The organism is Streptomyces sp. NPDC037290 (assembly GCF_055603245.1).
This window is the reverse complement of the sequence record NZ_JBVJVZ010000001.1, coordinates 243365-269380: the sequence shown is the minus strand read 5'-3', so window position 1 is coordinate 269380 and position 26016 is coordinate 243365. Positions and strand designations below refer to the sequence as shown.

At 69.4% G+C, this 26016-nt stretch carries 21 protein-coding genes and 1 pseudogene; 4 read left to right on the top strand and 18 right to left on the bottom strand.

Features of this window, described 5'->3' with window-relative positions:
- Positions 1-27 precede the first annotated feature (27 nt).
- The 7 genes from ACZ7HQ_RS01235 to ACZ7HQ_RS01205 form a co-directional block, all read right to left on the bottom strand.
- Complete coding sequence (locus ACZ7HQ_RS01235; RefSeq protein ID WP_470983100.1) at positions 28-1062, bottom strand: amidohydrolase family protein; 1035 nt, start codon at positions 1060-1062, stop codon at positions 28-30.
- Positions 1050-2243: a cytochrome P450 gene (locus tag ACZ7HQ_RS01230; RefSeq protein ID WP_470983097.1), complete on the bottom strand. Its 1194-nt coding sequence runs from the start codon at positions 2241-2243 to the stop codon at positions 1050-1052. The genes ACZ7HQ_RS01235 and ACZ7HQ_RS01230 overlap by 13 nt, the downstream gene beginning before the upstream one ends.
- Before the next feature lie 73 nt (positions 2244-2316).
- Complete coding sequence (locus ACZ7HQ_RS01225) at positions 2317-3336, bottom strand: asparagine synthetase A (RefSeq protein ID WP_470983095.1); 1020 nt, start codon at positions 3334-3336, stop codon at positions 2317-2319.
- A 110-nt stretch (positions 3337-3446) separates the two neighbouring features.
- Complete coding sequence (locus ACZ7HQ_RS01220; protein WP_470983093.1) at positions 3447-4904, bottom strand: cysteine peptidase family C39 domain-containing protein; 1458 nt, start codon at positions 4902-4904, stop codon at positions 3447-3449.
- 374 nt (positions 4905-5278) lie between these two features.
- A complete protein-coding gene (locus ACZ7HQ_RS01215) occupies positions 5279-6424 on the bottom strand; it encodes a hypothetical protein (RefSeq protein ID WP_470983092.1) in 1146 nt (381 codons plus the stop codon).
- A gap of 382 nt (positions 6425-6806) precedes the next feature.
- Entirely contained in the window at positions 6807-7028 is a 222-nt protein-coding gene (locus ACZ7HQ_RS01210; protein WP_470983090.1) for a response regulator transcription factor, read from the bottom strand.
- Positions 7029-7414: 386 nt separating this feature from the next.
- Positions 7415-7540, bottom strand: coding sequence for a hypothetical protein (locus ACZ7HQ_RS01205; RefSeq protein ID WP_470983087.1), 126 nt, complete (start codon positions 7538-7540; stop codon positions 7415-7417).
- 524 nt (positions 7541-8064) lie between these two features.
- Between ACZ7HQ_RS01205 and ACZ7HQ_RS01200 the strand changes: the two genes are divergently transcribed.
- The 3 genes and pseudogenes from ACZ7HQ_RS01200 to ACZ7HQ_RS01190 form a co-directional block, all read left to right on the top strand.
- Complete coding sequence (locus tag ACZ7HQ_RS01200; protein WP_470983085.1) at positions 8065-8208, top strand: hypothetical protein; 144 nt, start codon at positions 8065-8067, stop codon at positions 8206-8208.
- 112 nt (positions 8209-8320) lie between these two features.
- Positions 8321-8629, top strand: a complete 309-nt coding sequence (locus ACZ7HQ_RS01195; protein WP_470983083.1) for a hypothetical protein — start codon at positions 8321-8323, stop codon at positions 8627-8629.
- Between the two features lie 86 nt (positions 8630-8715).
- Positions 8716-8943, top strand: a pseudogene (locus ACZ7HQ_RS01190) (IS481 family transposase); the annotation flags it as partial.
- A gap of 182 nt (positions 8944-9125) precedes the next feature.
- Here ACZ7HQ_RS01190 and ACZ7HQ_RS01185 read toward each other — a convergent pair.
- From ACZ7HQ_RS01185 to ACZ7HQ_RS01135, 11 genes are all read right to left on the bottom strand, one after another.
- Positions 9126-11096, bottom strand: coding sequence for a TIGR03960 family B12-binding radical SAM protein (locus ACZ7HQ_RS01185; RefSeq protein ID WP_470983081.1), 1971 nt, complete (start codon positions 11094-11096; stop codon positions 9126-9128).
- Between the two features lie 70 nt (positions 11097-11166).
- The gene (locus ACZ7HQ_RS01180) at positions 11167-12675 is read right to left on the bottom strand and encodes a CYTH and CHAD domain-containing protein (RefSeq protein ID WP_470983079.1); all 1509 of its coding nucleotides are present in this window, start codon (positions 12673-12675) and stop codon (positions 11167-11169) included.
- Between the two features lie 120 nt (positions 12676-12795).
- A complete protein-coding gene (gene rodA / locus ACZ7HQ_RS01175; RefSeq protein ID WP_470983076.1) occupies positions 12796-13995 on the bottom strand; it encodes a rod shape-determining protein RodA in 1200 nt (399 codons plus the stop codon).
- Positions 13992-16241 carry a penicillin-binding protein 2 gene (gene mrdA, locus ACZ7HQ_RS01170; protein WP_470983073.1) on the bottom strand — a complete coding sequence of 750 codons (2250 nt, stop codon included), beginning with the start codon at positions 16239-16241 and terminating at the stop codon, positions 13992-13994. The genes rodA and mrdA overlap by 4 nt, the downstream gene beginning before the upstream one ends.
- Before the next feature lie 116 nt (positions 16242-16357).
- Complete coding sequence (mreD, locus tag ACZ7HQ_RS01165; protein WP_470983071.1) at positions 16358-17035, bottom strand: rod shape-determining protein MreD; 678 nt, start codon at positions 17033-17035, stop codon at positions 16358-16360.
- A 13-nt stretch (positions 17036-17048) separates the two neighbouring features.
- Positions 17049-17990: a rod shape-determining protein MreC gene (gene mreC, locus ACZ7HQ_RS01160; protein WP_470983069.1), complete on the bottom strand. Its 942-nt coding sequence runs from the start codon at positions 17988-17990 to the stop codon at positions 17049-17051.
- A gap of 164 nt (positions 17991-18154) precedes the next feature.
- A complete protein-coding gene (locus ACZ7HQ_RS01155; RefSeq protein WP_031158632.1) occupies positions 18155-19174 on the bottom strand; it encodes a rod shape-determining protein in 1020 nt (339 codons plus the stop codon).
- Between the two features lie 314 nt (positions 19175-19488).
- Positions 19489-19902, bottom strand: a complete 414-nt coding sequence (gene ndk, locus ACZ7HQ_RS01150) for a nucleoside-diphosphate kinase (RefSeq protein WP_189941963.1) — start codon at positions 19900-19902, stop codon at positions 19489-19491.
- A 64-nt stretch (positions 19903-19966) separates the two neighbouring features.
- Positions 19967-20329 (bottom strand): DUF4233 domain-containing protein, encoded by a 363-nt coding sequence (locus ACZ7HQ_RS01145; protein WP_470983065.1) that lies wholly within the window; start codon positions 20327-20329, stop codon positions 19967-19969.
- A gap of 9 nt (positions 20330-20338) precedes the next feature.
- Positions 20339-21853 carry a bifunctional tetrahydrofolate synthase/dihydrofolate synthase gene (gene folC, locus ACZ7HQ_RS01140; RefSeq protein WP_470983063.1) on the bottom strand — a complete coding sequence of 505 codons (1515 nt, stop codon included), beginning with the start codon at positions 21851-21853 and terminating at the stop codon, positions 20339-20341.
- A gap of 236 nt (positions 21854-22089) precedes the next feature.
- On the bottom strand, positions 22090-24714 hold the full coding sequence (locus ACZ7HQ_RS01135; RefSeq protein WP_470983060.1) for a valine--tRNA ligase: 2625 nt from the start codon (positions 24712-24714) through the stop codon (positions 22090-22092).
- Positions 24715-24851: 137 nt separating this feature from the next.
- On the opposite strand from ACZ7HQ_RS01135, the gene ACZ7HQ_RS01130 reads away from it, so the two are divergent.
- Entirely contained in the window at positions 24852-25853 is a 1002-nt protein-coding gene (locus ACZ7HQ_RS01130; RefSeq protein ID WP_470983058.1) for a hypothetical protein, read from the top strand.
- Positions 25854-26016 lie beyond the last annotated feature (163 nt).

Sequence of the window (26016 nt, the reverse complement as noted above, 5' to 3'; positions counted from 1 at the left end):
GGGGTGCAACACCTCCGGTGGCATGGGTCAGTGGGGATCCGTACGCGCCGCCGTGGACGCGTGCGCCGGGCAGCCGTGGCGGTCGCCGAAGAGGAACGCGTACGCGTTCTGGTGCAGCAGCCGCTCCTGGTGGCCGCGGACGGCGGCCGTGGCCACCAGCAGGCGGGAGAGCGACTCCTCGGGGTGCGCGCCCAGTACCCGTCCGCTCGCCCAGTGTTCGATGTGCCAGGGCGAGTCGAGCGAGAACATCAGGCGCGTCCCACCGGCGGCGAGCAGGGCGCCGAGCCGGTCGTCGTGACCACTCGGGGCGGGGGTGTCGAGCGCACGCTCTCGCAGGGCTTCCCAGGGGCCCAGGTCCGCGTAGACGCCCGGCGCCGCCAGGACCTCGGGCAGGGCCGGGTCCAGATGTCCGGCGTGCGCGACGGCGATCCGTACACCCTTTTCGGCTGCGGGGGCCAGCAGCTGTGTGCGCAGTTCGGTCAGATCGCCCATCCGGCCCGCAGGGGCGCAGTGCACGACAATCGGCACGTCCCACTGGGCGGCCAGCTCGACATAGCCGAGTGCGACATGGGCCCCGGGCGAGCGCAGATGGGCCGCCGGATGCCACTTGAGGGCGAAGACCTCCTCGCGGCGGTCGGCGTACTCCGCAGCGAAGATCTCAGCAGTGCGGAAGGGGTCTGCGAGCAGTGCGGCCAGCGGGACGGTCCGGCCCTGGCCGCGCGACTCGGCGGCCCGGTGCTCGGCGCAGGCGTCCAGCGTCTCGTGGTTACGCCGCCTGATCGCACGGACGGCGGTCACCGGATCGACGGGGCTCTCAGCGGGCTTGAAATACCGGTAGAACGGCATTGGCAGGGCTAGGGCCGCCACCGTGCCCGCACCGTTCAGCAGGCGGTCCCGGAGCCGGGCCATAAGCGCCATCAGCTCGGAGACGGACTGCCGATAGGTGTGACGGTCCGCCGGGCCGTGCTCGATGATCTCGCTGCCGACGTGCTCGTGCGGGCTGATCAGGCTTGCGTCGGCGCGCAACAGCGCGGCGATCTGCGTACGTGTCAGATCAGGCATGGCAGCTCCGCTACGGCGGTCATGCCCAGGGACGGAAGCAGCAGCGGTGTTCCCGGCGTGATGCCGGCTTCCAGCAACTCCGCGACGAGCACCTCGATCTCGCGACGCGCGAGCGCGGAACCGAGGCAGTAGTGGCCACCCCTCCCGAAAGCCAGGTGGCGGTCCGCTCCCGCACGCCGAACGTTGAACCGGTCGGGCTCGGCGAAGACGGCTGGGTCACGGTTGGCAGCGGCCAGGACGAGGACCACCCGCTGGCCCCGCTCGATGTGCCGGCTCGCGACGCTCAGACTCTGCGTCGCGGTGCGCGGCGCATAGTGGAAGGGTGCGCAGAAGCGGAGGATCTCCTCCACCGCCCGGCCGCACGGGACGTCCCCGGTGTGTATGGCCATGTGCTGTTCGGCATCGCCGAAAAGGCGGCTGATGCCGGTGGCCGCTGCGACGGCCACCGGCTCTATGCCGCCGGTGAGAATCTGCGCGAACACGGCGGCGGCGTCGGCAGCCGTCAGCTCGCCGCGCCGGACGGGCTCGGCGAGCGCCTGGGCGATGGGCCCCGCGGGGCTCTTCAACGCCCGGTCGGCAACGTAGCCGGTCAGTTGTGCCGCCGCGTCGGCAGCCGCGCAGGCGGCCGCCGTCTCGATCCCCGGACGGCTGAGGTAGTGCACCAGGGCGTCGGACCAGGAGAGGACCCTCTCGCGGTCCGCGTCCTCGATCCCCAGGACGCGGCACACCACGTTGAGCGCGAAGGGCCGGATGACCTCGGCGAGCAGGTCGTGCGTGCCGGCTTCGAGACCGCGCACGTGATGCCGGGCTGCAGAGGAGATCACCTCGTCCAGAGCGCCGATCACGCGCGGGGTGAGCCGCGGTGCGACGAGCCTGCGCACCCTCGTCTGGAACGGCGGGTCGGAGAAGACCAGCCATCGGGCGAGGAACTTCTCGGCGGCGAACACCTCCGCGTGTTCGGACCTGTCCAGCAGTGCCAGTTGGGCTTGCTTGGACCGTGCGCCGAGCCGCGGTTCGAGCAGCAGTTCCGACACGTGCGCGTGCGAAGTTACGTACCAGGCCCCGCTCGGCTCGTTCCACTGGACCGGCCCGGTCTCTCGGAGCCAGGAGTAGAAGGGGTGGGGGTCCAGGGCGGTGTAGGGATCCAGAATGTGTTCGGGACACCAGCGTGTCGGCTGCACGGGCTGTGTGCCATCCGACGTATCGCTGTGGGGGGCTGTGTTCAGGGACATGACGACGGCTCCGGAGGTCGGGTCAGGGGGCCAGGGAGATCCCGTTCAGGCGCGGGGCGAGCTGCATGTCACGGATGTCGGACTGGCCGAGCACCCACATCAGCCACCGCTCCACGCCGAGCCCGAAGCCCGCGGTCAGCATGGGCCGGTCCTGCTTCATTCGCAGGTACCAGTCGTAGGAGCGCGCGTCTACGCAGTGGTGCCGCAGCGCTTCACGCGCCGCGGTGTCATCGATGTGCCGCTCGCCCGCGCCGACCACTTCACCGATGCCGAACAGTAGGTCGGCATTGCGGGCCCGGTCGCGGCTCTCGTCCGCGTAAGCCTGGTAGAAGGGCACGGAGAGATGGTCGAAGTGGGTCACCCAGAGCACGGGTGCCACCTCTGCCATCAGCCGTCGCTCGCCGTGCCGGGTCAGGGTTCGCCAGCCCCCCTCGTCCCGTACCGCTGCGGGGTCGTCGGCGAGGATACCGACGGCCTCGTCGAAGGTGAGCCTGGGGAATTCCCCGAGCGCAGCCATGTGTTCGAGGTGCCTGGTGGCCCCGGCCTGCAGGTTCACCGCTTCGGCGTGCTCGGCCAGGACGGCGTCGGCGAGCCGGCGCACATAGTCCTCGACGGTGGCCATCACTTCCGCCAGGCCGCCGGGTATCTCCGCCTCGCTGTGGAAGAACTGGTTGAGGTGCGTGGCGTCGCTGTCCTCGCCGCGGAAGCTCGGCATCAGGTACCAGGCTCCGGAGGGGCTGAGCCGGCAGCCGTACTCCAGCATGAACTGCATGGAGTCGGCCAGATACGTGGGACGCCCGAAGAGGTCCACTTGCACTGGAAGGGAGTCGCTGCCCAGGCCCATTGGGCTGGAAACACTGTCCGTGGTGATCGGCAGATGCATCGCCTGTACCCCCCGCTCGGCCCAGAATCGGGTGCTGACCACGGTCATGAGGTTCTGGAGTTCGGCGATGGTGCGGTGCAGGGGGCTGTCGAGGATCGCCAGGAAACGCTCGGGGTCGGGACGCCAGCCCGGGTGGGCGAAGGTGACTGCTGTCTGCATGGATGCCTCCGGGGCGAAGAATTCGATGGTGAGGAAGTGGTGCGCGGCCGCACGGCCGCTTTGTACGGCAGGCCGACTGCGGGGAAGCGGTGTTGCGGGCAAGGGATGCGTCAGACCTGGTCGAGCGGCGAGCCCGAGAGATCCGCCAGCCGGGCACGACGGACGGTGTCGACGCGGGCCCGCACCAGCGCGCGCACAGCCCGTGCTGGGACTGCGGTGGGCGAGGTGGCGAGGATCGCCAGGACCAGCGGGCCGGGAGTGCGCCGGCAGGTCAGCGCGAAGACTGAAACGAGCAGCGGTACCACGGCACCGGACCGCCGGGCCGCCTCCTCCGCCTCCCGCTCCGTCGCTGCAAGGCCGTCGATCGTTGCCAGCAGCGGTCCGGTCCGTCGGCGCCACTGTGCGACGAGGCCCCACTGGTCGCGGCGGAACCGCTCGGCACCGGCCGGCTGCGCCCGCTCGAGACCGGCGAGCAACTCGGCTGTGAGCCCGTGACTTTGTTCCTGGGCGAGTAGCCGCTCCCGCCGCGCGACGCCGGCCCGGTACTCAGCGGCGGCGACCAGCAGTGTGTGCGCGCTCCACACGGCTGCCAACCCTGCCGCGGCTCGCCGGTCCCTTCGGCCGACGAGGACCAGCGCGGCTGACGCGTATCCCAGCGCGGCGAGGGTCCACGGCAGGGCGAGACGCCGCTCGGTACGGTCGGCCGGGGCCGTACGCCACCTGGCGAGCAGATCGCTGTCGCCGCGTGCGACGAAGTATCCGATGTCGGCGTGCGCCAGAGTGCGCCCGATGTCGTCCGCCACGCGGTAGCGGGCGGCGCTGTACGCCGGCCGGGTCAGTGGCCCGTTCACACCGCCCCAGACCGCGCACGCGATCGTCGCTGCGAACCCGGCCGCCGCCGTACGGGGTGCCGGGCGCCGTTGGAGTGCTGCCGCCGTCACCAGAGCCGTAAGCCCCGGGGCGAACGCGACGAGCGTGTCACCGAGGAGCATCCGGCATGCGGCCGGAAGCCTCGGTCCGCTGGGCCTGGAGCGGGCCGGCAGCGGCGCCGTGCCCGTTTCAGGTCGACGCGTCGGCGCGCGGAGCGGCTCGAAAGCCCGCGGGCCGCGGTCCGCCCGGCCGGGGGCCGCCGCCGGACCGGTCGCTGCCCGGCCCGTCGGCACCGGTGTGCCAGCATCCCGGCCGAAGGCTAGTGCGACGCCGCTCAGTTGGTCTGCGAGGAGGTTCCAGGGAAGTCGGCGCCGGCCGATGCTCGGGTCCAGTATCACCGCATGCCCCCGTCTGATGGAGTCCAGCACCACGTAATGGCCGACGCGCAGATGCAGGATGCTGGCCCTCGGCAGAGGCGGCACCGATCGGTCGAGTGGTATCCGCACGGCCCGGGCCGCGAGTCCGTACTCCCGTGCGAGGATCAGGAGTTCCCGGGCGCTCAAGCGGCGGCCAGCCAGTTCCGGCGTGTTCAGGGCCGTCGGCAGGCGCCCGGCATGGTGCTCGAAGACCATCAGCAGGCAGGCCGCGCCGCAGCCGTGCAGAGTCACCTGGGAATGGAACGGAATTCGGGAACGCATGACGGGAGTTCCTTGTCGCTCGGGCCTCACAGCCGGTACTGAGCGGGCTGGCGTGCGTGCACGCCAACCCGCTGCAGCTTTTCGGACTAAGGGATGTCCGAACGTCAGATGGTCTCGGCGAGCATGGCGCTGCCGATGACCTCGTCCAGCTCTTCGTCGGCGATGGCCGCGAGAACCTCGTCCACGATGTACTCGACGTTCTCCATGACTTTCTCCTTCAGAAAGAGGGAACCCGGAAAGGGTTTCCGATGAATCGGACGGTCCACATTCCGTCCGAGGGCGGTACGGCCGTGATCCCGGAATATCTCCCCGGAACAGCCCGCACCATCCGGCCTACGTACGCGGGCCGGAATTCCAAGGGTTCGCCGTCGTGCTCAGCGGGTCGCGAGCGGTGGGACGGCGGAGGAGTCACCGGTGATTTCGATGCGCAGCTCACAGACGCAACGGGTCACCAGATCCTGCAGTTCGGGTGAGGAGGCGAGGACCGCGGCACGCAGCCGCTCCGTGACCCCCTCAACGGCCTCCGGTAGGAGACGGGGCGGGAACCCGACCGCGGCGCGCACCGTCAGCCGGTGCGGCTCACGGCCGGTGGCCGGGTGGAACTCGCAGGCCACCAGCGGGATGGTTCCCGCAGTGGACTGCCAGGGGGGCAGGCCGGAGACCGGAGCACGGCACAGCTCGGGCATCTTTTCCGTGAACTCCCGCAGGGCGTAGGGCCGGTATACCGGCACCTGGCTGCCCGCCGTGCGCACAGTCGGCACGAGTGCGGTGCGGCCCAGCAGCTCCACCGAAACCTCGCCGGCGTCACAGTCGGAGGGGACCGCCTCGACCAGGTCACCGGTGTCGTACCGGATCAGCGGCTGCACCTGAGAGAACGGATACAGTTCGGTCAGCACCAGTCGACCCACGCCCTCGCGCACCGGATCGCCGCCATCCAGAGGGACCACCTCGGGCACCACGATCGCGTCGAAGTGGAACAGGGAACAGCGCTCGCAGCGGGTGGCACCACCCGCCACTTCCGAGAGGCTGTAGCGGTGGACGACCCGCCCCGGGTCGGGCATCACTTGGGCCAGAAGGCGCTGCTGGGCGTGGGAGAGAAAGTCCGCCACAGCGACGATTCGCTGGATTCTGCGTCGTGCGGCCTCGTTCCCCGGCTCGGACAGGACGGTGGCCAGCAACGTCAAGTCCTGTGGTGATCCGCTCAGTTCGTATACGCAGCCGTCGTCCGGGAGATCGGGGAAGAGGTGGCCGTGGGCCAGCAGGGCCACCGACCGCTCCACCTCCCCCACCGTCAGAAGGCTGAGGGACACCGAACGCTGTGCGCCCGTGCGGGCACCGAGGACGGCACCGTGGTGGCGGGCCGAGAGGGTCGTGAAGTGAACGATCGGACGACTCTCGCCCTTTCGCGCCCGGGCCTTGGAGCTAAGCCGGTGCCGGAAGGCGTCCATCGCCGCCAGTTCCTCCGCGCACCGGAACCGGCGCACGGGCCGTCCGGTGGTCGTCCCGGTGCTGTGGAGCATGACGCTGGGTGTCCGGTCCGGATGCAGCATCCGGTCGCCATGCCGGGCGATATCGTCCCGTCCGATCTCCGGCAGTCGGGGGAGGGAGCCCGTGGTGGAAATTCGTCCTGCGGCGGACGGACCCCAGCGTTCAGCGTAGAAGGGAATGGCTTCGGCATATCGGACGGTTTCCGACAGGAGCCGGTCGCGGAGCGTCGATTTCGCTCCCCGTTCGTTCTCCCGCATACCCTCAGCTCCTCGTACTCATCAATAGCCGCGCCTTCGTCCTTCTTGGTTCCGTGTTTCTCTTCGGCCCGGAAATAATGTTTGCGCGGTTTCAGGAGGCCGGCCAGTCACGAGATTTCAGTCCCCAGGGACCGGGCGCATCAGCGCGGTGCCGGGATCAGGGTAGGTAGCCGTTCCGAAGGGCAAGCGCAATGAGCTGCACGCTGTTCGCCGTCCCGGTTTTGGTGCGAAGCCGGCGCAGGTAAGTGTCCACGGTGTGCGGGCTGATACCGAGGTTCTGAGCGATCTCCCAGTACGTCCCTCCCGCTGCTAGCAGCGAGAGGACCTGCCGTTCGCGAGGGGTCAGGGAGAGTGGCTCGGCGGTGGCGTTGATGGTCAAGAGGTCCACACCTTTCTTGGTGGGTTGATTCGGATCACTCGTGAGATCGGGACACCCGGCTTCAATCGGTCGACGGAACGATCAGGGCCGGGCGGCGGAGTCCGGACGGCGAACCACGGGAAGGTTTCTCCCCGGGGAGCCACGACCTGTGGACAGGGCCCAGCATGGCCCGGCCGCCAATGGGATCCGGGTAGTTCGTGGTCCTCACCAACCTGCCTGGCAGCAAACTGGCAAGCCCTCAAAAGGTATGAAACCTTCCGGAACGGTTCCATTCCCTCGGTGCTGGCCTGTGGGAGTGTGCGTGCGTGGAGGGGCTCTGTCACCTACCGGTGGTTTGTCAGCCTCGATTCCCGGTGCGATAGCTCGGTTGAGGTTGGCCGTCTTGCTCAGCGTGGTGGGAAGCGGAAGCGCAGGGTGCGGTCGTTCCACCAGGGGATGGGGGGTTCCAGGTCCGCGAAGCCTGCCTCGATGAGGACCGGGCGGTGGGTCCGCAGGCTGAGTGCGCAGGTCACGGCGTGTTCGGTGATGTGCAGGGTGCCGGTGGCGTCGAGGAAGTGCCGCCAGAGCCGGTCGGGGTGGCGGTTTCGAGCTCTCCTGCTGTATGTGTGGGTGCTCTGACCAGCCCTGATACGGGAAACGCGCCATCCCCTGCCATCCTTTGAGTTCTCTAGGCTCAAGTTGGATCAAGCAGGAAAACGGCGTGTCCCTCTTCAGTGGACGTCAAGTCCGATCTTCCTCGGTTCATGATCGCTCGATCGTGGGTACTGATCGCCGTACTGACCCCCTAATAGGCATGCTCATGCCGAGATGCGGGCCATGGAGCGAGAGCCATACCCCAGCGACTTATCGGACGGGCAGTGGGGGTTGATCCAGCCGATGATCACGGCCTGAAAGCAGGACCGGGTGGCACGGTCGGCGACCGGTGATCCCGGGGCCTGCGACCTGCCGGCCTGGTCGGCGGTGTTCTACTACTTCATGCTGTGGCGCCAGGAAGGTCTCGACCAGCGCATCCAGGAACTCCTGCGCTGCCAGGATCGTGGAGCAGGTCAACGGCACGTTGATGCTGCACCACCGCCTCGCCCATGAGTACGACCACCGGCCCGACACCTCCACCTCCCGCGTTTACTGGGCCTCGATCGCGAACATGGCCCGCCGTCTCACCACACCGTCTCCGGCCTGACGCGACACCCTCGGGCCGGCCGCGTTAACGTCACCAAGCTCCTGGCCGGTCTCCCGGCCCAGCACGACGAGACCACCGCCGGGCCGGTGAACTACGCGACCAGATACAGCACTTGACAGCAGCCCTGGCAGAGACCGAAGCGCGACTCGCGGACCTGGCCACCACCGCCAAGGTCATCACCGAACTCGCGCCCGTTGAAGGCGACCTCGATCCGCCCGAGACGAACACCGCCTACCAGGCCATCGCGAATGCCTTCAACCAGCACCCCGACCAGGCGTTTCGAGCCCGTGAGCTGCACGAACTCCTCGGCATGCCCACCGACGAAGCGTCCGTCAACATCACCCGCAGCCACCTCGGACGCCTCACCCGCCAAGGCTTCCTCACCCAGCCCGGACGAGGCCGCTACCAGAAACGGACTTAACGTCCACTAAGGCTCCCACGGCAGCCTTACGGTGACGCGTTCGGATGATCCCTCCATGCCTAGCCGCGGCCTTCACCACCACTCACCCCAGCTCCCATCCGGTACGCCGTCGACCCACATACCGTGGAGCAGGCGTGGTTCACGGCGTCCAGGTGGAGCGCGCCACTGTACGAACGACCTACGCGAGGCAGACCGTGACCGTCCACGTGTCTGACACGACGATCACCGTCGACCTGGACGGCCAGGTCCGGGTGATCCGGCGCACGACCGACGTCCCGGTCCGTAACGTGAAAGCGAACAAGCCCCACGGGGCTCCCTTTGTCCAGGCCCACCGTCAAGCATCACCTGGGACCAGAACGTCAGGCATCAGCTGGGATCCGACATGCGTTGGGCACTGCACAGCGCCGCCCACGGACTCACGAGTCACCGAACGCCAACGAGCCCCCTCCCGATCAGGAAAGGGGGCTCGCGGAATGGGCCGCAGGCCCACTCCGCCTCAGTGCGTGTGACCGCTCGAAGCCGGCGTCGGACCCGCGTTCTTGACCGTCAGCGGCAGCAGCTTCTTGCCGGTCGGGCCGATCTGGATGTGGGTGTCCATCTGCGGGCAGACGCCGCAGTCGAAGCACGGGGTCCAGCGGCAGTCCTCGACCTCCGTCTCGTCGAGGGAGTCCTGCCAGTCCTCCCAGAGCCAGTCCTTGTCCAGGCCGGAGTCGAGGTGGTCCCAGGGCAGGACCTCCTCGTAGGTGCGCTCGCGGGTGGTGTACCAGTCGACGTCCACGCCGTAGGGGGCGAGGGCCTTGTCGGCGCAGGCCATCCAGCGGTCGTAGGAGAAGTGCTCGCGCCAGCCGTCGAAGCGGCCGCCGTCGTCGTACACCGCGCGGATCACGGCGGCGATGCGGCGGTCGCCGCGGGACAGGAGGCCTTCGACGATGCCGGGCTTGCCGTCGTGGTAGCGGAAGCCGATGGAGCGGCCGTACTTCTTGTCGCCGCGGATCTTGTCGCGCAGCTTGGTCAGACGGGCGTCCGTCTCCTCCGCCGAGAGCTGCGGGGCCCACTGGAAGGGGGTGTGGGGCTTGGGTACGAAGCCGCCGATCGAGACCGTACAGCGGATGTCGTTGGAGCCCGAGACCTCGCGGCCCTTCTGGATGACGTGGGTCGCCATGTCGGCGATCTGGAGGACGTCGTCGTCGGTCTCCGTGGGCAGGCCGCACATGAAGTACAGCTTCACCTGGCGCCAGCCGTTGCCGTAGGCCGTGGCGACCGTACGGATCAGGTCCTCCTCCGAGACCATCTTGTTGATGACCTTGCGCATGCGCTCCGAGCCGCCCTCCGGTGCGAAGGTCAGGCCGGAGCGGCGGCCGTTGCGGGTCAGCTCGTTCGCCAGGTCGACGTTGAAGGCGTCGACGCGGGTGGAGGGAAGGGACAGGCCGATCTTGTCGTCCTCGTAGCGGTCCGCGAGGCCCTTGGCGATGTCGCCGATCTCCGAGTGGTCCGCGGAGGAGAGGGACAGGAGGCCCACCTCCTCGAAACCCGTTGCCTTGAGGCCCTTGTCGACCATGTCGCCGATGCCCGTGATCGAGCGCTCGCGCACCGGGCGGGTGATCATGCCGGCCTGGCAGAAGCGGCAGCCGCGCGTGCAGCCGCGGAAGATCTCCACCGACATGCGCTCGTGGACCGTCTCGGCCAGGGGGACCAGCGGCTGCTTGGGGTACGGCCACTCGTCCAGGTCCATGACCGTGTGCTTCGAGACGCGCCACGGGACGCCCGACTTGTTCGGGACCACGCGGGCGATACGGCCGTCGGGGAGGTACTCGACGTCGTAGAACGCCGGGACGTACACCCCGCCGGTTCTGGCCAGGCGGAAGAGGACCTCCTCGCGGCCGCCGGGGCGGCCCTCGGCCTTCCACTCGCGGATGATCCGGGTCATGTCGAGCACGGCCTGCTCGCCGTCGCCGATGACGGCCGCGTCGATGAAGTCGGCGATCGGCTCCGGGTTGAAGGCCGCGTGCCCGCCGGCCAGGACGATCGGGTCGTCCGGCCCGCGGTCCTTGGACTCCAGGGGGATGCCGGCCAGGTCCAGGGCCGTGAGCATGTTGGTGTAGCCCAGCTCCGTGGAGAAGGACAGGCCGAACACGTCGAAGGCCTTCACCGGGCGGTGGCTGTCCACCGTGAACTGCGGGACGCCGTGCTCGCGCATCAGCGCCTCGAGGTCCGGCCACACGCTGTAGGTGCGCTCGGCGAGGACGCCCTCCTGCTCGTTGAGGACCTCGTAGAGGATCATGACGCCCTGGTTGGGCAGACCCACCTCGTAGGCGTCCGGGTACATGAGTGCCCAGCGGACGTCGCACTCGTCCCACGGCTTGACCGTGGAGTTGAGCTCTCCGCCGACGTACTGGATGGGCTTCTGCACATGCGGGAGCAGTGCTTCGAGCTGCGGGAACACCGACTCGGCGGCTTCGGCAGGCATCTCGCGAACCTTCGTGAGCTGACAGGGGTGACCATCAAGCGTAACCCGCCCGGCGGACTCCCCCGTACGCTCAGCCGGCGGACGTGGACCTGATCTCCTTCCAGAGTCCGGGGAGCTCCGCCTCGGCCCGCGCGGCGCGTGCCTCCTCGCGCCCGTAGAGCACCCCGTACGTGAACGTGTTCTCCCCCGCCGCGTGGGCCACCGCGGACAGCTCGCGCAGGGTCAGCCGGGTCATGACGCTGTCCTGGTGGTCGCCGAGCAGGGTGGTCAGGGACTTCATGCCCTTGGTCAGGGAGCGGGCCGGCTTGCCGAGGGCCGGGGTGGCCGCCTCGGCCGCGTACCGGGTGCGCTTGGCCTTCTTGCGGGCCTCGTGCACGGCGAGGTCGCGTTCCTCGCCGGGCGGGGCGCCGATCGCCTGCTCGACCAGGGCGGACAGGGTCGCCAGGTCCTTGTCCACGGCCTTGGCGAGCGCCGTCCTCGGCTGTTTCGCGGCGGCCTTGCGCAGCGGGGGGTCGGCGAGCAGGGCGTCCAGGGTGTCGAGCAGGGTCAGATAGCGGCGGGAGTCCAGGACGCCGGTGAGGTGGGCGTGTGCGCCGTCGTGCCGGGCCTCGGCCCAGGACCTGAGGCGTGCCTGTACGGGACCCCTGACGAGGTGGGGCGGGAGGGCGTCGAGGGCGGCCGTCAGGCGTTCGGCCATCACCTCCTGGTCGCGGTCGAGGCCCAGCTCGCCCGCGAGCCATTTCAGCTCGGCGCCGACGGGGTCGGTGACGGCGCGGTCGAGGACGGAGCGGAAGCTGCGCAGGGTGCTGCGGGCCCGTCGGGTGGCGACCCGCATGCGGTGTACGGCGTCGGGCACGTCCCGGCGGACGGCGGGGTCGAGCTCGACCAGTACGTCCCGCTGGGCGCGCAGATAGGCGAGGACGTGGTCGCCGGCCGTCACCGGCGGCGAGGGTTTGCCCTTCCCACGGCTCCCAGGGCGGTGCTCCCCCGTCTGCTCCAGGGCCCGGGCGAGCTTCGACGGCGACTTGGAGCGGCGCACCCCCGCCTTGCGCAGCCGTTTCTCCACCAGGTCGAGGAAGGCGGGGTCGGCGTCGTCGGCCAGTTCCACCTCGATCTCGGTCCACTGGGCGGCCCCGCCCCCTGCGGTGAGCCGCTCGGCGGTCACGGCGTCGACACTCGCCTCGGCCAGCAGGGTGCCGTCGGCGTCGACGAGGTGGCGCACATCGCGGGCGGAGCGCAGCCGGACCTGCGGGACCAGCTGGGCGTCCCGGACCCGGGAGCGGACCAGGGCGGCGATCTCCTCGGGGACGGTGTCGGAGAGCGGGGCGCGGATTTCGTCGCGCACGCCGGGAGCGACCGGGAACTTCAGATGCCAGCCGGCGTCCGAGCCTCCGGTGCGGCGGCGCAGGGTGAGAGAGGCGGCGGCCAGGCGTTCGTCGGCGGTGTCGTAGTAGGTGGCGTCGAGTTCCACCAGGCCCTTGTCCACGACGGCCGCCACGGTGCCGACGCCAGTCAGGTCGGGCAGCCCGCTGTCGTCGGACTCGTACTTGCGCTCGATCTCGCGTTTCGCATCCGCCATGAATTGAATCTAGTGGGCTGCGGGGCGGCGCGGCAGAGGCCGTCCCGGGTGAATGGCCGGAAAACTCCCGTCATCCCCCCGGTGAACCACCGCCCGGGGGCGTGGCCGGACCGCCGGTACCTAGGCCGACATGGGTCTCTGGACCTTGATCGACTGCAGCAGTCCCACGGCCACCCACACCGCGAACATCGACGAGCCTCCGTAGGACACGAACGGCAGGGGCAGACCGGTGACCGGCATGATGCCGAGGGTCATGCCGATGTTCTCGAAGGACTGGAACGCGAACCAGGCGACGATCCCGGCGGCCACGATCGTCCCGTACAGCTCGGTGGAGTCACGGGCGATGCGGCAGGCGCGCCACAGGACCACGCCGAGCAGGAAGATGATGAGGCCCGCGCCGAGGAAGCCCAGTTCCTCGCCCGCGACCGTGAAGACGAAGTCCGTCTGCTGTTCGGGCACGAACTGGCCGGTGGTCTGCGAGCCGTGGAAGAGGCCGGCACCGGTCAGGCCGCCGGAGCCGATGGCGATGCGGGCCTGGTTGGTGTTGTAGCCGACGCCCGCCGGGTCCAGGTCCGGGTTGGCGAAGGCGGCGAAGCGGTTGATCTGGTACTCGTCCAGGATGTGCAGCTGCCAGATGGCGACACAGCCGATCACACCGGTGATGAGCAGGCCGAAGATCCAGCGGTTGGAGGCGCCGGAGGCGAGCAGCACGCCCAGGATGATGGACACCATGGCGAGGACCGTGCCGAGGTCGGGCATGAGCAGCACGATCAGGATCGGCACGGCGGCGAGGCCGAGCGACTGCAGGACCGTGCGGTGGTCGGGGTACGGCTTGTCACCGGCGTCGACCCGGGCCGCCAGTATCATCGCCATGCCCAGGATGATCGTGATCTTCACGAACTCGGCGGGCTGGAGCGAGAAGCCGCCGCCGAACACGATCCAGTTGCGGCTGCCGTTGATGGTGGCGCCGAGCGGGGTGAGCACCAGCAGCACCCCGAACAGCGAGATGCCGTAGAGGATCGGCACGGCGTTGCGCAGGGCGCGGTGGCCGAGCCAGATCGTGCCGATCATCAGGGCCAGCCCGATGCCGAGGTTCATCAGGTGGCGGATCAGGAAGTAGTACGGGTCGCCCTGGTTGATCTCGGTGCGGTTGCGGGTCGCGGAGAACACCAGCAGCGAGCCCAGCAGGGACAGCGCGGTGGCCGCGAACAGGATCGGCCAGTCGAGCCGGCGGGTGAGCGAGTCGCGGGCGAAGAGCTTGGTCCAGCCGGCTCGCTCGGGGCCGTACCCGGAGACGGAGAAGCTGTTCACGCCGGTCATGAGGACATCCTCCGGCTTCCCCTCCGGCGAGGCCGCCTGCGGGTGTTGCGGTTGCCCGTGCCGGGCGAGGCCGTGGTGGCGGGCTGCTGGTCGTCCCCGTTGCTGGGGTTGTCCTTCTGGGCGGTCTCGGCGTCCTTGGCGGGGTCGCCGGTGACCTTGGGGGTGACGATCGTGCCGTCCGTGCGGACCTTCGGCAGGCCCTTCTGCGGCTCGGCGAGCAGTGCCTTCTTCTTGTCGATGGAGCCGTCGCCCTGGACGCCGTAGAGCGCGCTGTAGATGTTGCGCACGGCTTCACCGGAGGCGCCGGAACCCGTACCGGCCTGGGCGATCGTCATGATCACCGTGTAGTCCTTGGAGTAGGTGGCCAGCCAGGACGTGGTCTGCTTGCCGTAGACCTCCGCCGTACCGGTCTTGCCGTGCAGCGGGATCTTGTTCTGCGGCCAGCCGCCGAACTTCCAGGCGGCCGTACCGCGGGTGATGACGCCGGCGAACGCGTCGTCCATGCCCTTGAGGGTGGCCTGGCTGACCGGCAGCTTGCGCTGCACCCTGGGCTTGATCTCCCGGACGCTCTTGCCGTCGGCGCTGATGATCGCCTTGCCGATGGTCGGGTAGTACTCGGTGCCGCCGTTGGCGACGGCGCCGTAGATCATCGCTTCCTGGATCGGCGTGACGAGGGTGTCGCCCTGGCCGATCGAGTAGTTGATCTCGTCACCCTCGCGCATCTTGTTGCCCTCGAGGCAGTTCTCGTAGGCGATCTTCTCGACGTAGGAGCCGTCCTTCTTGCCGCTCTTGCACCAGGCGTCCTTGTTGGCCTTCCAGTAGTCGAGCTTCCACTGGCGGTCGGGGACGCGGCCGGTGACCTCGTTGGGCAGGTCGACGCCGGTCTCCTTGCCGAGGCCGAACTGGTGGGCGGTCTTGAAGAAGTAGTCCTTCGGCTGGCCCTTCTTCGGGTTGATGCCGCCGTCCTTCTTCCACTCCCTGTCGGCGAGGCCGTAGAAGACCGTGTCGCAGGAGACCTCCAGGGCGCGGCCGAGGGAGATCGGGCCGAAGTTCTCGCCCTCGAAGTTCTTGAAGACCTGGCCGCCGACCGAGTACGAGCTGGTGCAGGGGTAGCCGCCGTCCCAGACGTAGCCGGCGTTGACCGCGGCGGCCGTGGAGACCACCTTGAACGTCGAACCGGGTGCGGCCTGACCCTGTATGGCCCTGTTGAGCAGGGGGTAGTCGGAGTCCTTGCCGGTGAGGGACTTGTAGTCCTTGCCGGAGATGCCGCCCACCCACACGTTCGGGTCGTAGGTCGGCGCCGAGGCCATCGCGACGATCCGGCCGGTCTTGGCCTCCATGACCACGACGGCGCCGGAGTCGGCCTTGTAGTTCTCGCCGGTGACCTTGTCGAACTGCCCGCGGGCGGTCTTCATCGCCTTGTCCAGTTCGTACTCGGCGACGCGCTGCACGCGGGAGTCGATGCTGGTGACCAGGTTCGAACCGGGCTCGGCGGCGTCCGACTTGGCCTTGCCGATGACCCGGCCGAGGTTGTCCACCTCGTAACGGGTGACGCCGGCCTTGCCGCGCAGCTCCCTGTCGTACTCCCGCTCCAGGCCGGAGCGGCCGACCATGTCGGAGCGCAGGTAGGGCGACTCGGTGTCCTTGGCCTTCTGGATCTCGGCGTCGGTGACGGGCGAGAGATAGCCGAGCACCTGCGCGGTGTTGGACTTGCCCGGGCCCGGGTAGCGGCGCACGGCCTCGGGCTCGGCGGTGACGCCGGGGAAGTCCTCGGAGCGCTCGCGGATCTGCAGGGCCTGCTTGGGGGTGGCCTCGTCGGTGATCGGGATCGGCTGGTACGGCGAGCCGTTCCAGCAGGGCTGGGGGGTCTTGGCGTCGCACAGCCGGACCTTCTGGATGACGTCGGCGGGCTTCATGCCGAGGACGCCGGCCAGCTTGGTGAGGACCGCCTTGCCGTCGTCCTTCTGCTTGAGCAGGTCGGTGCGGGAGGCGGAGACGACCAGGCGGGTCTCGTTGTCGGCGAGGGGCACGCCTCGGGCGTCCAGGATGTCGCCGCGCACGGCGGGGTCGACGACCTGCTGGACGTGGTTGCCGGAGGCCTCCTTCTGGTACTGGGCGCCCTCGCGGATCTGCAGGTACCACAACCGGCCGCCGAGCGTGCCGAGGAGGGAGAGGACGAGGATCTGGATCACGACGAGCCGGATCTGGACCCGTGGGGTCCGACCGGTCTCGGGGATGTTGGTCACTGCGGCTGTCTCCCCCTCTCAGTGCGCATGTGTGAGAACGCGTACGAATGATGAACGACCAGCCTGTGAACCCGCGTTCCAGGAAAGCTGACCCGTTCGAGTGAACTCCCCGGTGTTCACAGCCGCTTGACCCCCTTGATCCGGCCGACCCGCGCGGAGCGGGTGCGGGCCTTGGCCTTCAGCGCGCCGAGACCGCCGCGCTGGCTGCCGATGCGCAGGCCGGTGCCGGAGGACAGCCAGCCGGCGGAGATGTCACCGGCCTTGGTCGCGGGGCCGGCCTCGGCCAGCGGGTCGTTGTCCGCGCGGCGGGCCAGCCACATGATCCCGGGGACCACGAACGGGGCGAGCAGCAGGTCGTACAGGGCCGCCGAGAACAGCAGCCCGGGCAGGCCGACATGGCGGGCCGCGGTGTCGCCGACCAGCGCGCCGACGCCCGCGTACAGCAGTGTGGAGCCGATGGCGGCCGCGACCACGACGGCCATCGGGCCGGTCGCCGACTTCAGGCGGCCGTTGTCCGGCCTGATGAGCCCGGCGAAGTAGCCGATGACGCACAGCACGAGGGCGTAGCGGCCGGCCGCGTGGTCGGCGGGCGGGGCGAGGTCGGCGAGCAGGCCGGCGCCGAAGCCGACGAGGGCGCCGCCGACATGGCCGTACACCATGGCGAGGCCGAGGACGGTGAGCAGCAGCAGGTCGGGGACGGCGCCCGGCAGGTGCAGGCGGGCGAGGACGCTCACCTGGATCACCAGGGCGACGACGACCAGCACGGAGGAGAGCAGGATCCGGTTGACACGCATGGGGATTCAGCTCCTACTGCTGCTGCTCGTCGTTGGCGGTGGCATCTGCGGACGGGTTGACGGTGACCGTCACCGTCGGCGTCGGAACCGGCTTGGGCTTGGCCAGCAGGACCTCGTCGCGCGGGTCCTTCTTCGGGGCCTGGACGACCACGCCGACGATGTCGAGCTTGGTGAAGCCGACGTACGGGGTGACGTAGATCGTGCGGGTGAGGCCGCCGTTGGAGGGCTCGACGCGGGAGATCACGCCGACCGGTACGCCCGGCACGAACGGCCGGTCGGCCTGCGAGCCGAAGGTGACGAGGCGGTCGCCCTTCTTCACCTCGGCCTTGCCGTTGAGCAGTTCCACGCGCAGCGGGCGGTCGCCCTGCCCGGAGGCGAAGCCGAGTTCGTCGCTGCCCTCCATGCGGGTGCCGACGGTGAAGTCGGGGTCGTTGGCGAGCAGCACGGTGGAGGTGTCGGGGCCGACCGTGGTGACCCGGCCGACCAGCCCGTCGCCGTTGAGGACGGTCATGTCGCGCTTGATGCCGTCATTGGCACCGGCGTCGATGGTGATGGTCCAGGAGAAGCCCTGTGCCGCTCCTATGGCGATGACCTGGGCGCCCTTGATGCCGTACTGGCCCTCGCCGGCGATCTTCAGCATCCTGTCGAGCTGGTTCAGGCGGCTGCGGTTGCGGTCGTCGCTGCCGAGCTTCGCCTTGAGGGCCGCGTTCTCGTTCTCCAGCCGGGCGAGCCGGTCGTGCCGGCTGCCGGAGTCCCGGATCGCCGAGACGGCGTTGCCGACCGGGTCGACCGCCGAGGACAGCCCGTTCTCGACCGGGCCGAACACCGTGGCCGCGGCCTGCCGGGCACCGTCGACCGGGGAGTTCCTGCCCCCGCGGATGTCCACCGTGATCAGTGCGAATGCGATGGCGACCAGCAGGACCAGGAGCAGACGGCTCTCTTTCGTGTCCCTCACGTGCGGCGGCCGTGCCCTTCCTCAATAGGAATTCGGGAGCCTCTTTGCGGGCGCGATACTCGAAACGCAAACCCGAGGGGCCCATTTGTGGGAGCTTATGCCTCTCATCAACGATCCGCCGCACGAGAGGAGAACGTCTCGTACGGCGGAATCGAAGTGTTGAGTCATCTGCGCGGCTGGGCGTCCAGGACCTGCTGCAGCGCCTCGAACTCCTCGACGCACTTGCCGGAGCCGAGCGCGACGCTGTCCAGCGGGTCCTCGGCGATGTGGATCGGCATGCCGGTCTCCCGCCGCAGCCGCTCGTCGAGCCCGCGCAGCAGGGCGCCGCCACCGGTCAGAACGATTCCTCGGTCCATGATGTCGCCGGACAGTTCCGGCGGGCACTTGTCGAGCGTCGTCTTGACCGCGTCCACGATCGCGTTGACCGGCTCCTCGATCGCCTTGCGGACCTCGGCGGCCGAGATCACGACGGTTTTCGGCAGCCCGGAGACCAGGTCCCGGCCGCGGACTTCGGTGTGCTCGTCGGCGTCGAGGTCGTACGCCGAACCGATCGTGATCTTGATCTGCTCGGCCGTGCGCTCACCCAGCAGAAGGCTGTACTCCTTCTTGATGTACTGGATGATCGCGTTGTCCAGTTCGTCGCCCGCGACCCGGATGGACTGCGCGGTGACGATGCCGCCGAGCGAGATGACCGCGACCTCCGTGGTGCCGCCGCCGATGTCCACCACCATGTTGCCGGTGGCCTCGTGGACCGGCAGGCCGGAGCCGATGGCGGCGGCCATGGGCTCCTCGATGATGTGCACCTGGCGGGCACCGGCCTGGGAGGACGCCTCGATCACGGCGCGGCGCTCGACACCCGTGATGCCCGAGGGCACACAGACGACGACCCGCGGACGGGCGAGATACCGCCGCTTGTGGATCTTCAGGATGAAGTAGCGGAGCATCCGCTCGGTGATCTCGAAGTCGGCGATCACGCCGTCCTTCAGCGGGCGGACGGCCACGATGTTGCCAGGCGTACGGCCGATCATCTTCTTCGCTTCGGCACCGACCGCGAGAATCCCACCCGTGTTGGTGTTGATCGCGACGACGGACGGTTCGTTGAGTACGATTCCGCGACCCCTGACGTACACCAGCGTGTTGGCGGTCCCGAGGTCGACAGCCATGTCACGGCCGATGAACGACATTGAGTTCCCCATCCGGATTCATCTGGCCTTCCCGAGCTTTTGAGGGCATGTCAGGACGGCGAGGCGGGTGCTGTGACGTGAAGGCTTCCATCGTAAACGCGCCTGCACGGACACTGCGCGAGGGTCTCCGCCATTGTCACCAGATGGCGGCCCGCCCCGCTTGTGGAGACGGTCCAACGGAGGCACGCGTTCCCCCGATCGGCAAGGCATATGCCAAGGGACGGCCGGAAATGTACGGCCGTCCCTGGTCAGGCGCCACCGTAGCGAGCTGACGCCCCATCAGGAAAATTATCGAAAAACTCGGCTCGCGGCGCCTACGCCCGGCCCGGAAAGAAGATCTTCACCTCGCGCTCGGCGGACTCCTCGGAGTCGGAGGCGTGGATCAGATTCTCGCGGACGATCACGCCGTAGTCACCGCGGATCGAGCCCGGCGCGGCGGCGATCGGGTCGGTCGGGCCGGCGAGCGCGCGCACGCCCTCGATGACCCGCTCGCCCTCGACGATCAGCGCGACGACCGGGCCGGAGGACATGAACTCGACCAGCGGCTCGTAGAAGGGCTTGCCCTTGTGCTCGCCGTAGTGCTGCTCCAGGGTGTCCTGGTCCAGGGTGCGCAGTTCCAGCGCGGTGATCTGCCAGCCCGCCTTGCGCTCGATACGGCTGATGATCTCGCCGGTCAGGCCACGACGGACGGCGTCGGGCTTGAGGAGGACGAGGGTGCGCTGGCTCACGGGAGGACTCCTTACGACTGGCGTGTGCGGTGGGACGAGGTTACAGGGCGTGTCGGGGCGCCGGTCACACAGCGTCAGCCGGAGAGGAGCCGGCCTCGGCCTGCGCGGCGAACCTGGCCTTCGCCTCGTCCACCTTTCTGCCGAAGTGCACCGACGCCCACCACAGCGCCGCGAACACCGCACCCATGAAGTACATGGTCGGGACGAAGACACCGGAGGCGATCAGCGCGATCTGCAGGGCCCAGCCGAGGGCCACCCCGCCGGGCCGGGTCACCATGCCGCACAGCAGCACGCACAGCAGCATGGCCACACCGCTGACCAGCCACACCGTGGAGACCGACAGGCCCGGGTCCTTCATGGCGACCAGCCCGGCGAACCCGATGACGAAGAACTCGCCGATCAGGGTCGACGCACAGAGCGTACGCATCTACGATCCTCAGCCCTTCCCCAGCAGCAGCCGGGCCTCGCCGACGGTGATGACGGAACCGGTGACCAGCACGCCACCGCCCGCGAACTCGCCCTCCTCCTCGGCCAGCGTGATCGCGGCCTCCAGGGCGTCCGGCAGCCGCGGCTCGACCTGCACCCGCTCCTCGCCGAACACCTCGACGGCGATCGCGGCCAGCTCGTCCGCGTCCATGGCCCGGTGGCTGGAGTTCTGCGTGACGACGACCTCGGCGAAGATCGGCTCGAAGGCCTCCAGCAGGCCCCGCACGTTCTTGTCGCCGCTCGCGCCGACCACGCCGATCAGCCGGCTGAAGTCGAACGCCTCCTGGACGGCCTCGGCGGTGACCCGGGCGCCCGCCGGGTTGTGCGCGGCGTCCAGCACGATCGTCGGGGAGCGCCGTACGACCTCCATGCGTCCCGGCGACGACACGGCGGCGAAGGCCTTGCGGACGGCGTCGATGTCCAGCGGCTCCGCGCGCTGTGCGCCGACGCCGAAGAACGCCTCGACGGCAGCGAGGGCGACGGCCGCGTTGTGCGCCTGGTGGGCGCCGTGCAGCGGGAGGTACACCTCGGGGTACTCGCCGCCGAGGCCGCGCAGCGTCACCAGTTGCCCGCCGACGGCGATCTGCCGGGCGACGACCCCGAACTCGAGTCCCTCGCGGGCCACGGTGGCGTCGACCTCCACGGCCTTCTTCAGCAGCACCTGCGCCGCGTCCACCGGCTGCTGCGCCAGGATCACGGTCGCGTCCTGCTTGATGATGCCGCCCTTCTCGCCGGCGATCTCGGCGGGCGTCTCGCCCAGGCGGTCGGTGTGGTCCAGGTCGATGGGGGTGACCACGGCGACGTCACCGTCGATGACGTTGGTGGCGTCCCAGGAGCCGCCCATGCCGACCTCGACGACGGCCACGTCCACGGGGGCGTCCGCGAAGGCGGCGTACGCCATGCCGGTGAGGACCTCGAAGAAGGACAGGCGGTACTCCTGCTGTCCGTCCACCATCTCCACGTACGGCTTGATGTCCTGGTACGTCTCGATGAACCGCTCGGCGGAGATCGGGGCGCCGTCCAGGCTGATGCGCTCGGTGATCGACTGCACATGGGGGCTGGTGTAGCGGCCGGTGCGCAGCTCGAAGGCGCCGAGCAGGGCCTCGATCATGCGGGCGGTGGACGTCTTGCCGTTGGTGCCCGTGATGTGGATCGAGGGGTACGACCGCTGGGGCTCGCCGAGCACGTCCATGAGCGCGGAGATCCTGCTGACCGACGGCTCCAGCTTGGTCTCGCCCCAGCGGGTGGCAAGCTCCGCCTCGACCTCGCGCAGGGCCCTGTCGACCTCCGGGTCCTCCGGCCGGGCGGGGACGTCGGCGTACGGCTGGCCGCCCTGGGTCCGCAGGGTTCGGCTGCCTGCCTCGATCACGGCGAGGTCGGGGTCGCGGGTGGTCTCGGCTTCGATGATGTCGTCGAAGCCGTCGAGGGGGTCGGGGGTGTCGCTGGTGCCGGGGTGGTCGCTCACGGTGCCAGTCTACGGAGCGGGCGGGGGCTTCGCGGCGCCGGTATGGGGTGGCTTGTCTTGTCGCCCGGGTGCGGGTGTTCGGGGGCTGGTCGCGCGGTTCCCCGCGCCCCTGGGGGGAGCTGCGGTGCCGCCCGCTGACCAGCACCGCCGCGGCTGCGAGCAGCGCCTCGTCGCCGGCACGCCGAAGGCCCCCGGTGTCTGAACGGCTCCGGGGGCCTTCGGCGGCGTACGAACCCTTACGCCGGCGGCAGCTTGTCCAGCTGTGCGGTGATGCGGGCGATGTCCTCCTCGGCCTTGGCCAGGCGCGTGCGGATCTTGTCCACCACGTTCTCCGGGGCCTTCGCCAGGAACGCCTCGTTGCCGAGCTTGGCCGTGGCCTGGGCCTTCTCCTTCTCGGCGGCGGCCAGGTCCTTCGCGAGCCGCTTCCGCTCGGCCGCCACGTCGATCGTGCCGGAGAGGTCGAGCGCGACCTCCGCGCCGGCGACCGGCAGGGTGGCCGTGGCCGTGAAGGACTCGCCCTCCGGCTGAAGCCGCAGCAGCTGGCGGATGGCGGCCTCGTGGGAGGCGAGGGCCGTGCCGTCGAGGGTCAGGCGGGCCGGGACGCGCTGGCCGGGCTGCAGGCCCTGGTCGGCGCGGAAGCGGCGGACCTCGGTGATGACGGACTGGAGGGTCTCGATCTCCTTCTCGGCCGCCGTGTCACGGAAGCCGCTGTCCTGGGGCCACTCGGCGATGACGACCGACTCGCCGCCGGTCAGCGTCGTCCACAGCGTCTCGGTCACGAACGGGACGACCGGGTGCAGCAGCTTGAGGGTGACGTCGAGGACCTCGCCGAGGACCCGCTTGCTGACCTCCGCCGGCTCGCCGCCCGCCTGGAAGACGGTCTTGGACAGTTCGACGTACCAGTCGAAGACCTCGTCCCACGCGAAGTGGAAGAGGACGTCGGAGAGTTTCGCGAACTGGAAGTCCTCGTAGTACGCGTCGACTTCGGCGACCACCGAGTTCAGGCGGGAGAGGATCCAGCGGTCGGTCGCCGACATCGCCGACGGCTCGGGCAGCGGGCCGTCCACGGTCGCGCCGTTCATCAGCGCGAAACGGGTGGCGTTCCAGATCTTGTTGGCGAAGTTGCGGGAGCCCTGGACCCAGTCCTCGCCGATCGGGACGTCGACGCCCGGATTGGCGCCGCGCGCGAGGGTGAAGCGGAGCGCGTCGGAGCCGTACTTGTCCATCCAGTCCAGCGGGTTGACCGCGTTGCCGAAGGACTTCGACATCTTCTTGCCGAACTGGTCGCGGACCATGCCGTGCAGGGCGATGGTGTGGAACGGCGGGGTGCCGTCCATCGCGTACAGGCCGAACATCATCATCCGGGCGACCCAGAAGAAGAGGATGTCGTAGCCGGTGACCAGGACGGAGTTCGGGTAGAACTTCGCGAGCGACTCGGTCTGTTCGGGCCAGCCGAGGGTGGAGAACGGCCACAGGCCGGAGGAGAACCAGGTGTCGAGGACGTCGGTGTCCTGGTGCCAGCCCTCGCCGGTGGGGGCCTCGTCGTCGGGACCGACGCAGACGACCTCGCCGTTCGGGCCGTACCAGACGGGGATCCGGTGGCCCCACCACAGCTGGCGCGAGATGCACCAGTCGTGGAGGTTGTCGACCCAGTCGAAGTACCGCTTCTCCATCTCCTGCGGGTGGATCGTGACGCGGCCGTCCCGGACGGCGTCTCCCGCGGCCTTCGCCAGCGGGCCGACCTTGACCCACCACTGCATCGACAGGCGCGGCTCGATGGTGGTCTTGCAGCGCGAGCAGTGGCCGACGGAGTGGACGTACGGCCGCTTCTCGGCGACGATCCGGCCCTCGGCGCGCAGCGCCGCGACGATGGCGGAGCGGGCCTCGAGCCGGTCCAGGCCCTGGAAGGGGCCGTGGGCCGTGATGACCGCGTGCTCGTCCATGATCGTGATGGACGGCAGGCCGTGGCGCTGGCCGATCTCGAAGTCGTTCGGGTCGTGGGCCGGGGTGACCTTGACGGCGCCGGTGCCGAACTCGGGGTCGACGTGGGTGTCCGCGACGACCGGGATGGAGCGGTCGGTGAGCGGGAGCCTGATGAGCTTGCCGATGAGGTGCTGGTAGCGCTCGTCGTCGGGGTGGACGGCGACGGCGGTGTCGCCGAGCATCGTCTCGGCACGCGTGGTGGCGACGACGACGGTGTCGTCCCCGTCGCCGTACTTCAGCGAGACCAGCTCGCCGTCGTCGTCCTGGTACTCGACCTCGATGTCCGAGATGGCCGTCAGACAGCGCGGGCACCAGTTGATGATGCGCTCGGCGCGGTAGATCAGCTCGTCGTCGTAGAGGCGCTTGAAGATGGTCTGGACGGCCTGGGAGAGCCCCTCGTCCATGGTGAACCGCTCACGCGACCAGGCGACGCCGTCGCCGAGGCGCCGCATCTGCCCGCTGATCTGCCCGCCGGACTCGGCCTTCCACTGCCAGACGCGCTCGACGAAGGCCTCGCGGCCGAGGTCGTGGCGGGACTTGCCCTCCTTGCCGAGCTCCCGCTCGACGACGTTCTGCGTGGCGATGCCGGCGTGGTCCATGCCGGGCTGCCACAGCGTCTCGTAGCCCTGCATGCGCTTGCGGCGGGTCAGGGCGTCGATGAGGGTGTGCTCGAAGGCGTGCCCGAGGTGGAGCGAGCCCGTGACGTTCGGCGGCGGGATGACGATGGTGTACGGCGGCTTGTCGCTCTTGGCGTCCGCCTCGAAGTAACCGCGCTCTACCCAGCGCTCGTACAGCGGGCCCTCTACATCGGCCGGCGCGTACTGGGTCGGCAGTTCGGAGTCGGGCGCGGGTGGCTGCTGCTGAGCGTTCTCGGTCACGGGGGTCAGTTTAGAGGTGTCACGGGGTGGTCCCGAAACGCGTTTGTTCTGTAACGGTGCGGCCCCCGGTGCCGTGCGTTTCCTGGGCCTGGTCCAGGATGTCAGGAACACATAAGCGTCCTAGGGGGAACCCAGAAATGAGCAACAACCAGCCGGGCCCGTACGGCCAGCCGCCCCAGCAGCCGGGTCCGTACGGCCAGCCGGGGCAGCCGGCACCGTACGGCCAGCCGGGGCCCTACGGCCAGCCTGGACCGTACGGCCAGCAGCCGCAGGCTCCGCAGCCCGGCTACGGCTACCCCCAGCAGGCGCCGCCGGCTCCGCCGCAGCCGGGGTACGGCTACCCGCAGCAGGGCGTCCCGCCCCAGCCGAACCCGTACGGCCAGCAGCCCGGCCCCTACGGCCAGCAGCCCTACGGCGTCCCGCAGCCGCCCCAGCCTGCGGGGGGCAAGAAGAAGACGGGCCTGATCATCGGCGGTGTGGCCGTGGTGGCGGCGATCGGGGTGGGGGCGTACTTCGTCTTCGGCGCGAGCGGGTCCGGGCTCACCGACGACGGTCCCCACAAGCTGACGACTCCGGCGAAGGTGCTCGGCCAGTACAACCGGGCGACCAAGGACGGGGACACCGCCGCCAGCGATTCGAGCACCGTGAAGGACCTGCAGAAGAGCGGCGTACAGAACGGCACGGCTGTCTTCGCCGCGTACTCGACGGCCGACCTCAGCCACTACAACCCGGAGGATCCCTCCACCGCGCCCAGCAAGACCGAGCTCCTGACGGCCAAGAGCATGACCATCGTCGGCGCCTACGGCAAGGTCGCCGATCCGAAGGCATCTCTGGACGCGTTCTTCGCGGACATCAAGAAGAGCTCCCAGAAGAAGAACTCGTCCCGCAGCTCCTCGGGCAAGACCCAGTTCATCGGCAACCCCGAGTCGGTCGACATCGACGGCGCGGTCATGAAGTGCCAGGCGGCCACGGGGACCAACCTGCTGACCCAGCGGCCGCAGACCGACTGGTTCTGCGCCTGGGCCGACTACAGCACCATGGCCATGGTCTCCCCCGGCGACAACACCGGCGACGTGTCGAAGGAAACCGCGGTCGACCTCACCAAGAGGCTGCGCGAGGAAATCCGCGTCAAGGCCTGACGCACCGAGTCACCGCAGGAGGCGGGACCGACGTGTCCCGCAACGGCGAAGGCGCCCGGCGATATCGCCGGGCGCCTTCGCACGGGGTGCCGGGAGCGGGTCCGCCGACCTCTGTTTGCCCTACCCCCAACCCCCGGAGTCCTGGGGGGGCGGGGTGTGGTTT

What these genes read in the sequence shown, in the direction of transcription:
- ACZ7HQ_RS01180 (WP_470983079.1), bottom strand. Translation starts at nt 12,675, where the DNA reads ATGGCGGATGCGAAACGCGAGATCGAGCGCAAGTACGAGTCCGACGAC.
- ACZ7HQ_RS01155 (WP_031158632.1), bottom strand. Translation starts at nt 19,174, where the DNA reads ATGTCGTTCATCGGCCGTGACATGGCTGTCGACCTCGGGACCGCCAAC.
- ACZ7HQ_RS01130 (WP_470983058.1), top strand. Translation starts at nt 24,852, where the DNA reads ATGAGCAACAACCAGCCGGGCCCGTACGGCCAGCCGCCCCAGCAGCCG.
- ACZ7HQ_RS01225 (WP_470983095.1), bottom strand. Translation starts at nt 3,336, where the DNA reads ATGCAGACAGCAGTCACCTTCGCCCACCCGGGCTGGCGTCCCGACCCC.
- ACZ7HQ_RS01215 (WP_470983092.1), bottom strand. Translation starts at nt 6,424, where the DNA reads ATGCTCCACAGCACCGGGACGACCACCGGACGGCCCGTGCGCCGGTTC.
- ACZ7HQ_RS01235 (WP_470983100.1), bottom strand. Translation starts at nt 1,062, where the DNA reads ATGCCTGATCTGACACGTACGCAGATCGCCGCGCTGTTGCGCGCCGAC.
- ACZ7HQ_RS01220 (WP_470983093.1), bottom strand. Translation starts at nt 4,904, where the DNA reads ATGCGTTCCCGAATTCCGTTCCATTCCCAGGTGACTCTGCACGGCTGC.
- ACZ7HQ_RS01145 (WP_470983065.1), bottom strand. Translation starts at nt 20,329, where the DNA reads ATGCGTACGCTCTGTGCGTCGACCCTGATCGGCGAGTTCTTCGTCATC.
- ACZ7HQ_RS01185 (WP_470983081.1), bottom strand. Translation starts at nt 11,096, where the DNA reads ATGCCTGCCGAAGCCGCCGAGTCGGTGTTCCCGCAGCTCGAAGCACTG.
- mreD (WP_470983071.1), bottom strand. Translation starts at nt 17,035, where the DNA reads ATGCGTGTCAACCGGATCCTGCTCTCCTCCGTGCTGGTCGTCGTCGCC.
- rodA (WP_470983076.1), bottom strand. Translation starts at nt 13,995, where the DNA reads ATGACCGGCGTGAACAGCTTCTCCGTCTCCGGGTACGGCCCCGAGCGA.